10 protein-coding genes are annotated in these 12719 nt (G+C 63.7%); 5 read left to right on the forward strand and 5 right to left on the reverse strand.

Annotation, left to right across the window (positions count from 1 at the left end; translation table 11 throughout):
• Nucleotides 1–70: 70 nt before the first annotated feature.
• The 5 genes from prpF to HU760_RS15925 form a co-directional block, all read right to left on the reverse strand.
• Entirely contained in the window at nucleotides 71–1261 is a 1191-nt protein-coding gene (gene prpF, locus HU760_RS15905; RefSeq protein WP_186675843.1) for a 2-methylaconitate cis-trans isomerase PrpF, read from the reverse strand.
• Between the two features lie 60 nt (nucleotides 1262–1321).
• Nucleotides 1322–3910, reverse strand: coding sequence for a Fe/S-dependent 2-methylisocitrate dehydratase AcnD (gene acnD / locus HU760_RS15910; RefSeq protein WP_186675844.1), 2589 nt, complete (start codon nucleotides 3908–3910; stop codon nucleotides 1322–1324).
• A 194-nt stretch (nucleotides 3911–4104) separates the two neighbouring features.
• A complete protein-coding gene (prpC, locus tag HU760_RS15915) occupies nucleotides 4105–5232 on the reverse strand; it encodes a bifunctional 2-methylcitrate synthase/citrate synthase (RefSeq protein ID WP_186675845.1) in 1128 nt (375 codons plus the stop codon).
• Between the two features lie 103 nt (nucleotides 5233–5335).
• On the reverse strand, nucleotides 5336–6226 hold the full coding sequence (prpB, locus tag HU760_RS15920) for a methylisocitrate lyase (RefSeq protein ID WP_170029231.1): 891 nt from the start codon (nucleotides 6224–6226) through the stop codon (nucleotides 5336–5338).
• Nucleotides 6223–6939 (reverse strand): GntR family transcriptional regulator, encoded by a 717-nt coding sequence (locus HU760_RS15925; RefSeq protein WP_186675846.1) that lies wholly within the window; start codon nucleotides 6937–6939, stop codon nucleotides 6223–6225. Before HU760_RS15925 ends, prpB begins: the two co-directional genes overlap by 4 nt.
• 352 nt (nucleotides 6940–7291) lie before the next feature.
• Between HU760_RS15925 and rloA the strand changes: the two genes are divergently transcribed.
• From rloA to HU760_RS15950, 5 genes are all read left to right on the forward strand, one after another.
• Nucleotides 7292–7828 (forward strand): retropepsin-like aspartic peptidase RloA, encoded by a 537-nt coding sequence (gene rloA / locus HU760_RS15930; RefSeq protein ID WP_186675847.1) that lies wholly within the window; start codon nucleotides 7292–7294, stop codon nucleotides 7826–7828.
• Between the two features lie 5 nt (nucleotides 7829–7833).
• A complete protein-coding gene (gene rloB / locus HU760_RS15935; protein WP_170029228.1) occupies nucleotides 7834–9369 on the forward strand; it encodes an osmotic stress tolerance membrane protein RloB in 1536 nt (511 codons plus the stop codon).
• Nucleotides 9369–10349 carry an alpha-L-glutamate ligase-like protein gene (locus tag HU760_RS15940; protein ID WP_186675849.1) on the forward strand — a complete coding sequence of 327 codons (981 nt, stop codon included), beginning with the start codon at nucleotides 9369–9371 and terminating at the stop codon, nucleotides 10347–10349. The genes rloB and HU760_RS15940 overlap by 1 nt, the downstream gene beginning before the upstream one ends.
• A gap of 211 nt (nucleotides 10350–10560) precedes the next feature.
• Nucleotides 10561–11904 (forward strand): aminodeoxychorismate synthase component I, encoded by a 1344-nt coding sequence (pabB, locus tag HU760_RS15945; protein WP_186675851.1) that lies wholly within the window; start codon nucleotides 10561–10563, stop codon nucleotides 11902–11904.
• A gap of 80 nt (nucleotides 11905–11984) precedes the next feature.
• On the forward strand, nucleotides 11985–12719 hold the full coding sequence (locus tag HU760_RS15950; RefSeq protein ID WP_189665487.1) for a phosphoadenylyl-sulfate reductase: 735 nt from the start codon (nucleotides 11985–11987) through the stop codon (nucleotides 12717–12719).

Below are 12719 nucleotides of genomic sequence, written 5' to 3' on the forward strand. Positions count from 1 at the left end.
CTGTGGGAGCCGGCTTGCCGGCGATGAGCCGCGCAGCGGCCCCGCTTGAAGCCGAGCGCCAGTTGGTGCGTTAGAAGCTATCGCCAGGCACGCGAACCCAGCCCTCCATCAGCACCCGAGCACTGCGGCTCATGATTGCCTTGGTCACTGTCCACTCACCATTCACCTGGCGCGCCTCGGCCCCGACCCGCAGGGTGCCCGAGGGGTGGCCGAAACGCACGGCACTGCGCTCGCCCCCGCCTGCGGCGAGGTTGACCAGCGTCCCTGGAATGGCCGCCGCAGTGCCGATGGCCACTGCGGCCGTGCCCATCATGGCATGGTGCAGCTTGCCCATCGACAAGGCCCGTACCAGCAGATCGATATCACCCGCCTGTACTGCCTTGCCACTGGACGCAGTGTAGGTGCTCGGCGGCGCGACGAAAGCCACTTTCGGCGTGTGCTGACGCCCGGCAGCCTGGTCAACGTTGTCGATCAGGCCCATGCGTACGGCGCCATGGGCGCGGATCGTCTCGAAACGCAGCAGCGCCTGCGCGTCACCGTTGATCGCATCCTGCAGTTCGGTACCGGTGTAGCCGATGTCTGCCGCGTTGACGAAGATGGTCGGGATACCGGCATTGATCAGGGTCGCCTTGAAGGTACCCACGCCCGGCACCACCAGGTCATCGACCAGGTTACCGGTGGGGAACATCGCGCCACCGTCGCCATCTTCGTCGGCCGCCGGGTCGAGGAACTCAAGCTGCACCTCGGCGGCCGCGAAGGTCACCCCGTCCAGCTCGAAATCACCGGTTTCCTGCACTTCACCTTCGGTGATCGGCACGTGGGCGATGATGGTCTTGCCGATATTGGCCTGCCAGATGCGCACGATGGCGATGCCATTGCGTGGAATGCGTGCAGGGTCGACCAGGCCGCTGCTGATGGCAAACGAGCCGACTGCGGCAGAGAGGTTGCCACAGTTACCGCTCCAGTCGACGAAAGCCTTGTCGATGCTGACCTGGCCGAACAGGTAGTCGACATCGTGATCGGGCTTGATGCTCCGCGACAGGATCACGGTCTTGCTGGTGCTCGAGGTGGCGCCGCCCATGCCATCGATCTGCTTGCCATAGGGGTCGGGGCTGCCGATGACCCGAAGCAGCAGGGCGTCGCGCGCCGGGCCAGGAATTTGCGCCTGCTCGGGCAGGTCCTGCAGGCGGAAGAACACGCCTTTGCTGGTACCGCCACGGATGTAGGTGGCGGGGATTCTGATCTGGGGTGCATGTGCCATTGATCTGCTGTCCTGTTTGAAATGCCTATGGCCACTGGGGCCGCAAAGCGGCCCCTGCCATTACGCGGTCGCTTCGAGGAAGTCCTGGGCAAAGCGCTGCAGCACCCCGCCGGCCTCGTAGATCGACACTTCCTCGGCGGTGTCCAGGCGGCAGGTCACCGGCACTTCCAGGCGCTCACCGCTGGCCCGCGTCACCACCAGCGTCAGTGTCGCCCGTGGCGTACGCGCACCCAGCACGTCGTAGGTCTCGCTGCCATCCAGGCCCAGGGTCTTGCGGTCGGTACCCGGCTTGAACTCCAGCGGCAGGACACCCATGCCTACCAGGTTGGTGCGGTGGATACGTTCGAAGCCTTCGGCGACGATCGCCTCGACCCCGGCCAGGCGCACGCCTTTGGCCGCCCAATCACGCGACGAGCCCTGGCCGTAGTCGGCGCCGGCGACGATGATCAGCGGCTGCTTGCGCTCCATGTAGGTCTCGATCGCCTCCCACATGCGGGTAACCTTGCCTTCCGGCTCGATTCGCGCCAGCGAACCCTGCTTCACGCTGCCGTCTTCCTTGCGCACCATTTCGTTGAACAGCTTGGGGTTGGCGAAGGTGGCACGCTGGGCGGTGAGGTGGTCGCCACGGTGGGTGGCGTAGGAGTTGAAGTCCTCTTCCGGCAGGCCCATCTTGGCCAGGTACTCCCCGGCGGCACTGTCGAGCATGATAGCGTTGGACGGCGACAGGTGGTCAGTGGTGATGTTGTCCGGCAGCAGCGCCAGCGGGCGCATGCCGCGCAGGGTACGTTCGCCGGCCAATGCTCCTTCCCAGTATGGCGGGCGGCGGATGTAGGTGCTCATCGGGCGCCAGTCGTACAGCGGTGCCACCTTCGGCCCACGGTCTTCCTCGATGGCGAACATCGGGATGTACACCTTGCGGAACTGCTCCGGCTTGACCGCGGCACGCACAACGGCGTCGATCTCCTCGTCGCTGGGCCAGATGTCCTTGAGGCGGATTTCCTTGCCATCCACCACGCCCAGCACATCCTTCTCGATGTCGAAGCGGATGGTACCGGCGATAGCGTAGGCCACCACCAGCGGTGGCGAGGCAAGGAATGCCTGCTTGGCATAAGGGTGGATACGCCCGTCGAAGTTGCGGTTGCCCGACAGCACGGCGGTGGCGTACAGGTCACGGTCGATGATTTCCTGCTGGATCGCTGGGTCCAGGGCGCCGGACATACCGTTGCAGGTGGTGCAGGCGAAGGCGACGATGCCAAAGCCGAGCTGCTCCAGCTCCTTTTCCAGCCCCGCCTCCTCCAGGTACAGCTGCACGGCCTTGGAGCCTGGGGCCAGCGACGACTTGACCCATGGCTTGCGGGCCAGGCCCAGTTTGTTGGCGTTGCGTGCCAGCAGGCCTGCGGCAATCACGTTGCGCGGGTTGCTGGTGTTGGTGCAACTGGTGATGGCAGCGATGATCACCGCGCCATCCGGCATCTGCCCGGGTACCTCTTCCCACTTGCCGGCGATGCCCTTGGCCGCCAGGTCGCTGGTGGCGACGCGGGCATGCGGGTTGGACGGGCCGGCCATGTTGCGCACCACGCTCGCCAGGTCGAAGCTCAGGGTGCGTTCGTACACGGCGCCGCCCAGGCTGTCGGCCCATAGGCCGGTGGCCTTGGCATAGGTTTCCACCAGCTTGACCTGCTGCTCTTCACGACCGGTCAGGCGCAGGTAGTCGATGGTCTGCTGGTCGATGGCGAACATCGCTGCGGTGGCGCCGTACTCCGGGGCCATGTTGGAGATGGTGGCACGGTCACCCAGGGTCAGGGCGCGAGCCCCCTCGCCGTGGAACTCGAGGTAGGCACCGACGACCTTCTGCTTGCGCAGGAATTCGGTGAGGGCCAGCACCAGGTCGGTGGCAGTGATGTTTGGCGCCAGCTTGCCGGTCAGCTCGACGCCGATGATTTCCGGCAGGCGCATCCACGAGGCGCGGCCAAGCATCACGTTTTCCGCTTCCAGGCCACCCACGCCGATGGCGATCACACCCAGGGCGTCGACATGCGGGGTATGGCTGTCGGTGCCGACGCAGGTGTCCGGGTAGGCCACGCCACGGTCGCTATGGATGACCGGCGACATTTTCTCCAGGTTGATCTGGTGCATGATGCCGTTGCCCGGCTGGATCACGTCGACGTTCTTGAATGCTTTCTTGGTCCAGTTGATGAAGTGGAAGCGGTCTTCGTTTCGACGGTCTTCGATGGCACGGTTCTTTTCGAAGGCCTGCGGGTCGAAGCCACCGCACTCGACGGCCAGCGAATGGTCGACGATCAGTTGCACTGGCACCACCGGGTTGACCTGGGCCGGGTCGCCCCCTTTGTCGGCAATGGCGTCACGCAGGCCGGCGAGGTCGACCAGCGCGGTCTGGCCAAGGATATCGTGGCACACCACCCGCGCCGGGAACCATGGGAAGTCGAGATCGCGCTTGCGCTCGATCAGTTGGCCCAACGAGGCGTCGAGGGTGGCCGGGTCGCAGCGGCGCACCAGGTTTTCGGCGAGCACGCGAGAAGTGTAAGGCAGCCCATCGTAGGCGCCGGGCTTGATCGCCTCGACCGCCGCGCGGGCATCGAAATAGTCCAGGTCGGTGCCTGGCAAGTGCTTGCGGAATGCAGTGTTCATATCGTTATCAGGCTCGGTCACGGTACGGTCGTGGATAGCTTTCCAGTTGCAGCCCTGTGTCGGCCGTTGCGGCCTCATCGCCGGCAAGCCGGCTCCCACAGAGACAGCACAAGCCTCGAGGGCAGTGCGAAACCTGTGGGAGCTGGCAGGTTGGCGGTGACGCCAGCACAGGCCACTCCCACAGGTTCGGCGTATCAGCGCTGTTCGATCGGCACGAACTGGCGCTGCTCGACACCGACATACTCGGCGCTCGGGCGGATGATGCGGTTGTTGGCGCGCTGCTCGAAGACATGCGCCGCCCAGCCGGTCAGGCGCGAGCAGACGAAGATCGGGGTGAACAGCTTGGTCGGGATGCCCATGAAGTGATACGCCGAGGCATGGTAGAAGTCGGCATTGGGGAACAGGCGCTTCTGCTCCCACATGGTCTTGTCGATAGCTTCGGAAACCGGGTACAGCACCTTGTCACCCACTTCGTCGGCCAGCTGTTTCGACCAGCCCTTGATCACCTCGTTGCGCGGGTCGGACTCTTTGTAGATGGCATGGCCAAAGCCCATGATCTTGTCCTTGCGCTCAAGCATGCGCAGCAGCTCGGCAGTGGCTTCCTGCGGGCTCTGGAAACGCTCGATGAGTTCCATCGCCGCCTCGTTGGCGCCACCATGCAGCGGACCGCGCAGCGAACCGATGGCAGCGGTGATGCACGAATACAGGTCGGACAAGGTCGAGGCACACACGCGGGCGGTGAAGGTGGAAGCGTTGAATTCGTGCTCGGCGTAAAGGATCAGCGACACGTTCATCACCTTGACGTGCAGGTCGCTGGGCTTCTTGCCGTGCAACAGATGCAGGAAATGCCCGCCGAGGGTGTCTTCGTCGCTGGTGCAGTCGATGCGCACGCCGTGATGGGTGAAGCGGTACCAGTAGCACATCACCGCCGGGAACAGCGCCAGCAGGCGGTCGGTCTTCTCGCGCTGGGCTTCGAAGGTCAGCTCCGGCTCCAGGGTACCGAGCACCGAGCAACCGGTGCGCATCACGTCCATCGGGTGGGCGTCGCGCGGGATGCGTTCGAGCACTTCCTTCAGCGCCTGTGGCAGGTCACGCAGGCCCTTGAGCTTGCGCTTGTAGTCGGCCAGTTCGGCCTTGCTCGGCAGCTCGCCGTACAGCAGCAGGTAGGCGACTTCTTCAAATTCGGCACCGGCGGCCAAGTCACGCACGTCATAACCCCGGTAGGTCAGCCCGGCACCGGCCTGGCCCACGGTGGACAATGCGGTCTGACCGGCCACCTGGCCGCGCAGGCCTGCTCCACTGAGTACTTTTGCTTCGGCCATGGTGTTTCTCCTTTCTTGAACTTGTTATGGATTCGTTCTGGCTAATTCGCGGTGGCTGTACCAGCCCTGTCGCCGGCTTGCCGGCGATGAGGCTTGCACAGGCTTAGCCTTTCTTCTGGGCAAACAGGGCATCCAGGCTCTGCTCGAAGGCGTGGTAGCCAATTGCCTCGTAGAGTTCCATGCGGGTCTGCATGGTGTCGATCACGTTCTTCTGCGTACCGTCGCGACGCAGCGCGGTATAGACGTTCTCGGCCGCCTTGTTCATGGCGCGGAAGGCCGACAGCGGGTACAGCACCAGCGACACATCGACCGAGGCCAGCTCTTCGGTGGTGTACAGCGGCGTGGCGCCGAACTCGGTGATATTGGCCAGGATCGGGGCCTTCACCCGGTCGGCGAAGGTCTTGTACATCTGCAGCTCGGTAATGGCTTCCGGGAAGATCATGTCGGCGCCGGCCTCGACGCAGGCGGCGGCGCGATCCAGCGCAGCGTTCAGGCCCTCGACGGCCAGGGCATCGGTACGCGCCATGATCACGAAGCTGTCATCGCTACGGGCATCGACCGCGGCCTTGATGCGGTCGACCATTTCCTGCTGGCTGACGATTTCCTTGTTGGGGCGGTGGCCGCAACGCTTGGCGCCTACCTGGTCCTCGATATGGATGGCGGCAGCGCCGAACTTGCTCATCGAACGCACGGTACGGGCGACGTTGAAGGCCGAGGCCCCGAAGCCAGTGTCGACATCCACCAGCAGTGGCAGGTCGCACACATCGGTGATGCGGCGCACGTCGGTGAGCACGTCGTCGAGGTTGCTGATGCCCAGGTCCGGCAGGCCCAGCGAGCCGGCGGCCACGCCACCACCAGAGAGGTAGATGGCCTTGAAGCCGGCGCGCTTGGCCAGCAGCGCATGGTTGGCGTTGATGGTGCCAACCACCTGCAATGGATGTTCGGCGGCAACGGCGTCGCGGAAACGCTGACCGGGGGTGCTCTTCACAGTCATTTCTCACCTCGTGGGCTGTTGTTCTGGGCGTCCAGATAGTGACGCTCGATATTGCGCTTGGACGCGCCGATGTGGCGGCGCATCAGGAGTTCGGCCAGCTCGCCGTCACGGTCGGCGATGGCGTCGAGAATACGGTGGTGTTCGGCAAAGGCCTGGCGTGGCCGGTTCGGCGTGGCCGAAAACTGGATGCGGTACATGCGCACCAGCTGGTACAGCTCGCCGCACAGCATCTTGACCAGCGTCTGGTTGCCACTGCCCTGGATGATCCGGTAGTGGAAATCGTAGTCGCCTTCCTGCTGGTAGTAGCCCAGCCCCGCCTGGAACGCGGCATCGCGCTCGTGGGTATCGAGGACCCGGCGCAGTTCGTCGATGTCGGCCTGGCTCATGCGTTCGGCGGCCAGGCGGCAGGCCATGCCTTCCAGCGACTCGCGTATTTCATACAGTTCGATCAGTTCGGCGTGGTTGAGCGACACCACCCGCGCCCCCACGTGCGGCACCCGCACCAGCAGGCGCTGCCCTTCGAGGCGGTGAATGGCCTCGCGCAGCGGCCCGCGGCTGATGCCATAGGTGCGCGCCAGTTCCGGCTCGGAAATCTTGCTGCCGGGGGCGATATCACCCTTCACGATGGCCGCCTGGATGCGCCGGAAGACGTTTTCGGACAAGGTTTCCGTTTCGTCTGTCAGCACCGGGCTGGGGGTGGAAAGGTCGTGCATATTGTCGACACCTTGCAAATCTCTTCGCCAGAAACTAACGAATCCAAGCGCGGCAGTCAAAGACAAAATGAATATTGTCGACAATCGTCTAAGAACGAACTAACACCGCCCCACCGCTGTCAGATCGCGCACCGCTGGCGTCAAGACGTCGGCGTGATAGAATGCCGCGCCTCCGTTGGAGTATGGATAGCCCATTTGTCATCCGTTCATGTTGTTGACAGATGAACGAGGAAGCTTGCGCAGTCGTTGCCAGTCGCCTTGCTCTGAACACGGCTTGAAGATTGCTCTGCAGATCGCTCTCGACAGAGCTCCAAAAAAAGCCCCGAACCTTGCACTGCACCGCGCCAGGAATATGAGACCTACACCCGTTCTATTGCTGCTCTGCCTCACCCTGCTGCCGGCCCTTGGCCAGGCCGCAGGCAAGACCGTCTACGGTCTCAACGAATATGCACGCCTGGGCGACCTGGACCTGGAAGTGGCAGCCAAGCTCGACACCGGCGCCAAGACCGCCTCGCTCAGTGCCCGCGACATCAAGCGTTTCAAGCGCAACGGCGAAAGCTGGGTGCGCTTCTACCTGGCCATCGACGCCGCCCATTCCCACCCCATCGAACGCCCGCTGGCGCGCGTAAGCAAGATCAAGCGCCGGGCCGGCGATTATGATGCCGAATCGGGCAAGGCCTACACGGCACGCCCGGTCATCGAACTTGAAATCTGCATGGGCCAGGCCATGCGCACCATCGAAGTCAACCTCACCGACCGTAGCGCCTTCCAGTTCCCGCTGCTGATCGGCTCCGAGGCACTCAAGCACTTCGACGCGCTGGTCGACCCAAGCCTTAAATACGCGGCCGGCAAACCTGCCTGTGCCACCGACGCTCCCAAAGCAGAGTAATCCCGATGCGCTCTCTTACCCTCCATCTGAAAGTCCTGATCACCGTGCTGGTGCTGTTGGGCGTGGCGGTCACCGCTTATCAGATCTTCGTACTCGGCATCCCGGTCACCGAGGATGAAACCGACGACCTGTGGAACATCGACGCCAAGGTCGAGTTCGTGGCCAGCACCAAGGACCCGGTCAAGGTGCAGATGTTTGTGCCACCGCTGAACCGCGACTACGTCAGCCTCAACGAGAGCTTCATCTCCAATAACTACGGGGTGAGCGTCAACCGGGCCGACGGCAACCGCAAGGTCACCTGGTCGGCGCGTCGCGCCAGCGGCAACCAGACCCTCTACTACCGCCTGGTACTGACCAAGCGCTACAGCAAGGAGAAAGCCACGGTCAAAGGCCCGACCTTCCGTGACAGCCTGGCCGTGGAGGGCCCCGAGAAGATCGCCGCCGAGGCCCTGATGGCGCCGATCCGCCAGCACTCGGCCGATGTCGAGACCTTCGTCAGCGAGACCATCAAACGGGTCAACAACCTCAACGACGACAACGTCAAGCTGCTGCTGGCCGGCGACACCACGGCCATGAAGAAGGCCCAGGTGATCGACCTGCTGCTGTCGATCGCCCACGTTCCGATGGAGAAGGTGCACACCATCCGCCTGGTGGCCGACACGCCGCAAACCCCGGAACTGTGGCTGCGCAGCTTCAACGGTACCGACTGGCTGTACTTCAACCCGGACACCGGCGAGCAAGGCCTGCCCAGCGACCGCCTGCTGTGGTGGACCGGTGACGACAACCTGATCACCGTCGATGGCGGCAAGAAGGCCAACGTCACCTTCAGCATGAACAACAGCGAGATGAACGCCATCCGCCTGGCCAAGCTGACCGACGAAAATACCGACGCCGACTTCCTCGAGTATTCGCTGTACGGCCTGCCGCTGCAGACCCAGCAAACCTTCATGATCATGGTGATGATCCCGATCGGCGTGCTGGTGATCCTGGTGCTGCGCAACCTGGTCGGCCTGCAGACCCTGGGTACCTTCACCCCGGTACTGATTGCCCTGGCCTTCCGCGAAACCCAGCTGGGCTTCGGTATCGTGCTGTTCACGGTGATCACGGCCCTGGGCCTGTCGCTGCGCTCGTACCTGGAGCACCTCAAACTGCAAATGCTGCCACGCCTGTCGGTGGTCCTGACCTTCGTCGTGGTGCTGATCGCCGCCATCAGCCTGTTCAGCCACAAGCTGGGCCTGGAGCGCGGGCTGTCGGTGGCGCTGTTCCCGATGGTGATCCTGACCATGACCATCGAACGCCTGTCCATCACCTGGGAAGAACGTGGCGGCGGCCATGCCATGAAAGTGGCCATCGGCACCCTGTTCGCCGCGTCCCTGGCGCACTTGCTGATGATGGTGCCGGAGCTGGTGTACTTCGTGTTCACCTTCCCGGCGGTGCTGCTGATCCTGGTGGGCTTCATGCTGGCGATGGGCCGTTACCGCGGCTACCGCCTGACCGAGCTCGTGCGTTTCAAGGCATTCCTGAAGAAGGCTGACGCCTGATGTTTGGCCTGATCAAGACATGGAAAGCCCTGGAGGCCCGGGGCATCATGGGTATCAACCGGCGCAACGCGGATTACGTGCTGAAGTACAACAAGCGCCACCTGTACCCGATCGTCGACGACAAGATCATCACCAAGGAGCGTGCCCTGGCGGCCGGCATCCATGTGCCGGAGATGTACGGCATCATCGAAACCGAGAAGGAAATCGACAAGCTCGACCAGATCATTGGCGGGCGCAGCGATTTCGTCATCAAGCCGGCCCAGGGTGCCGGCGGCGATGGCATCCTGGTGATCGCCGACCGCTTCGAAGACCGCTACCGCACGGTGTCGGGCAAGATCATCAGCCATGAGGAGATCGAGCACCAGATTTCCAGCATCCTCACCGGCCTGTACTCGCTGGGCGGCCACCGCGACCGTGCGCTGATCGAATACCGGGTAACCCCCGACCAGATCTTCAAGAGCATCAGCTACGAAGGTGTACCAGACATCCGCATCATCGTGCTGATGGGCTACCCGGTAATGGCCATGCTGCGCCTGCCGACCCGCCAGTCCGGCGGCAAGGCCAACCTGCACCAGGGCGCCATCGGCGTGGGAGTCGACCTGGCTACTGGGGTGACTTTGCGCGGCACCTGGCTGAACAACATCATCAGCAAGCACCCGGACACCACCAACGCGGTCGATGGCGTGCAGCTGCCGAACTGGGACGGCTTCATGAAGCTGGCCGCCGGCTGCTACGAGCTGTGTGGCCTGGGCTACATCGGTGTCGACATGGTGCTGGACCAGGACAAGGGGCCGCTGATTCTGGAACTCAACGCCCGCCCGGGCCTGAACATCCAGATTGCCAACGACTGCGGGCTGACCCAGCGCACCCATGCCATCGAGGCCCATCTGGAAGCGCTGGCCAAGGATGGCGTCACCGAGGATGCCGAACAGCGGGTGCGGGTGTCGCAAGGGCTGTTCGGGCATGTGCATCCGCGCTGAAAACGCCGGGGCCGCTTTGCGGCCCAATCGCGACACAAGGCCGCTCCCACAGGAGATCGCGCAATCCTGTGGGAGCGGCCTTGTGTCGTGATCGGGCTGCAGAGCAGCCCCAGATGCCAAACACAATGTTGAATGTCGCGCCCAGTGCTAGGCGCTTTTCCTGCACAGGACTACAATCGCCCTCCTCGCTTTTACATCGCCGTCCACACTGATGCCGACCTGTACGCTCCACCCTCTGCCCTACCAGCCTGATCCTGCCATCTATTTCGCTCGTCTGCGCCAGGCACCCGGTGCGATCCTGCTCGACAGCGCCCGCCCCGGCGCCGAACGCGGCCGCTTCGACCTGCTCAGCGCCTGGCCGGTGCAACAGCTGCAGGCGCAACCTGGCGAAGATGGCCGCGCCTTCCTCACGCGCCTGCGCCAGGGCCTGGTACAACTGGGCCATGCACAGCTGCCTGACGACAGCGAGCTACCGTTCGCTGGCGGCCTGATCGGCTACCTGAGCTATGACTTTGGCCGACGCCTGGAACAACTGCCCAGCCTGGCCATCGACGATCTCGGCCTGCCAGATGCGCAGCTGGGCCTGTATGCCTGGGCGTTGGTCAGCGACCACCAGTGCGCGACCAGCCAACTGGTCTTTCACCCAAGCCTGGCCAGCCAGGAACGCGAACGCCTGATCAGCCTGTTCGAAGGTGACGACAACAGTGCAAACGGCAGCTTCGAGCTACTGGCACCAATGGCCGGCGACCTTCAACCCGCGCAGTACAAGGCGGCTTTCGACCAGGTGCAGCGCTATATCCAGGCGGGCGACTGTTACCAGATCAACCTCACCCAGCGCTTCCGGGCCCCCTGCCAGGGCGACCCGTGGCACGCCTACCAAGCCTTGCGCAAAGCCTGCCCCACGCCGTTCTCCGGCTACCAGCAGCTGGCCGACGGCAGCGCCTTGCTGAGTTTTTCGCCCGAGCGTTTCATCCGCGTCAGCCAGCGCCAGGTGGAAACTCGGCCGATCAAGGGCACCCGCCCGCGTGCCAGCGACCCCGTCGAGGATGCGTACAATGCCGAGCAGCTGCGGCACAGCCCCAAGGACCGCTCGGAAAACCTGATGATCGTCGACCTGCTGCGCAACGACCTGGGGCGCACCTGCGAAATCGGCTCGGTGAAGGTACCGGAACTGTTCAGCCTGGAAAGCTACCCCAACGTGCATCATCTGGTCAGCAGCATCACCGGTCGGCTGGCCAGCAACAAGGACGCCCTGGACCTGATCGGCGACAGCTTCCCCGGCGGCTCGATCACCGGCGCACCGAAGATCCGCGCCATGCAGATCATCGACGAGCTGGAACCGACGCGCCGCACACTGTACTGCGGTTCACTGCTTTACGTGGACGTGCGCGGCGAAATGGACAGCTCGATCGCCATTCGCAGCCTGCTGGTCAGGCGTGGGCAGGCCTGCTGCTGGGGCGGCGGCGCCGTGGTGGCCGATTCCGAGTGGCAGGCAGAATATGAAGAATCGATTGCCAAGGTGCGCGTGTTGATGGAGACGCTGCAAGGCTTGTGATCGGCGTCTACCCCGCCATTTTTTGTTACCATCAGCCTACTACGAGCGCACAGCGCCACAGCCAAGATGGAAACCGCCTGATGAGCCAACCCTTCGACGTCGCCGCCCTGGCCGCGACCTACGCCAACAAGTCCCCGCAGGACATCCTCAAGCTCGCCTTCGAGCACTTCGGAGATGACCTGTGGATTTCCTTCAGCGGTGCCGAGGACGTGGTGCTGGTCGACATGGCCTGGAAGCTGAACAAGCAGGTCAAGGTGTTCAGCCTCGACACCGGGCGCCTGCACCCGGAAACCTACCGGTTCATCGACCAGGTGCGCGAGCAGTACAACCTGCCGATCGAAATTCTCAGCCCCGACCGCGCCAAGCTCGACCCGTTCGTCAAGGAAAAGGGCCTGTTCAGCTTCTACAAGGACGGTCATGGTGAATGCTGTGGCATCCGCAAGATCGAGCCGCTGCGGCGCAAGCTGGCGACCGTGAGCGCCTGGGCCACTGGGCAGCGGCGCGATCAGAGCCCGGGCACCCGCAGCCAGGTAGCGGCACTGGAAATCGACAGCGCCTTCTCTACCCCCGAGCGCACCTTGTACAAGTTCAACCCGCTGGCGCAGATGACCAGCGAAGAGGTATGGGGTTATATCCGCATGCTCGAACTGCCCTACAACAGCCTGCACGAGCGCGGCTTCATCAGCATCGGCTGCGAACCCTGCACCCGGCCGGTGCTGCCGAACCAGCATGAGCGCGAGGGGCGTTGGTGGTGGGAGGAGTCGACCCAGAAGGAGTGCGGGTTGCACGCGGGCAACCTGATTACCAAGGCCTGA

Source organism: Pseudomonas oryzicola (assembly GCF_014269185.2).
GTDB lineage: Bacteria > Pseudomonadota > Gammaproteobacteria > Pseudomonadales > Pseudomonadaceae > Aquipseudomonas > Aquipseudomonas oryzicola.

Bases quoted from the DNA above. Each gene is read 5' to 3' on its own strand.
- pabB (WP_186675851.1), top strand. From the start codon at position 10,561: ATGCCGACCTGTACGCTCCACCCTCTGCCCTACCAGCCTGATCCTGCC.
- rloB (WP_170029228.1), top strand. From the start codon at position 7,834: ATGCGCTCTCTTACCCTCCATCTGAAAGTCCTGATCACCGTGCTGGTG.
- HU760_RS15950 (WP_189665487.1), top strand. From the start codon at position 11,985: ATGAGCCAACCCTTCGACGTCGCCGCCCTGGCCGCGACCTACGCCAAC.
- prpB (WP_170029231.1), bottom strand. From the start codon at position 6,226: ATGACTGTGAAGAGCACCCCCGGTCAGCGTTTCCGCGACGCCGTTGCC.
- HU760_RS15925 (WP_186675846.1), bottom strand. From the start codon at position 6,939: ATGCACGACCTTTCCACCCCCAGCCCGGTGCTGACAGACGAAACGGAA.
- acnD (WP_186675844.1), bottom strand. From the start codon at position 3,910: ATGAACACTGCATTCCGCAAGCACTTGCCAGGCACCGACCTGGACTAT.
- HU760_RS15940 (WP_186675849.1), top strand. From the start codon at position 9,369: ATGTTTGGCCTGATCAAGACATGGAAAGCCCTGGAGGCCCGGGGCATC.
- prpC (WP_186675845.1), bottom strand. From the start codon at position 5,232: ATGGCCGAAGCAAAAGTACTCAGTGGAGCAGGCCTGCGCGGCCAGGTG.
- rloA (WP_186675847.1), top strand. From the start codon at position 7,292: ATGAGACCTACACCCGTTCTATTGCTGCTCTGCCTCACCCTGCTGCCG.
- prpF (WP_186675843.1), bottom strand. From the start codon at position 1,261: ATGGCACATGCACCCCAGATCAGAATCCCCGCCACCTACATCCGTGGC.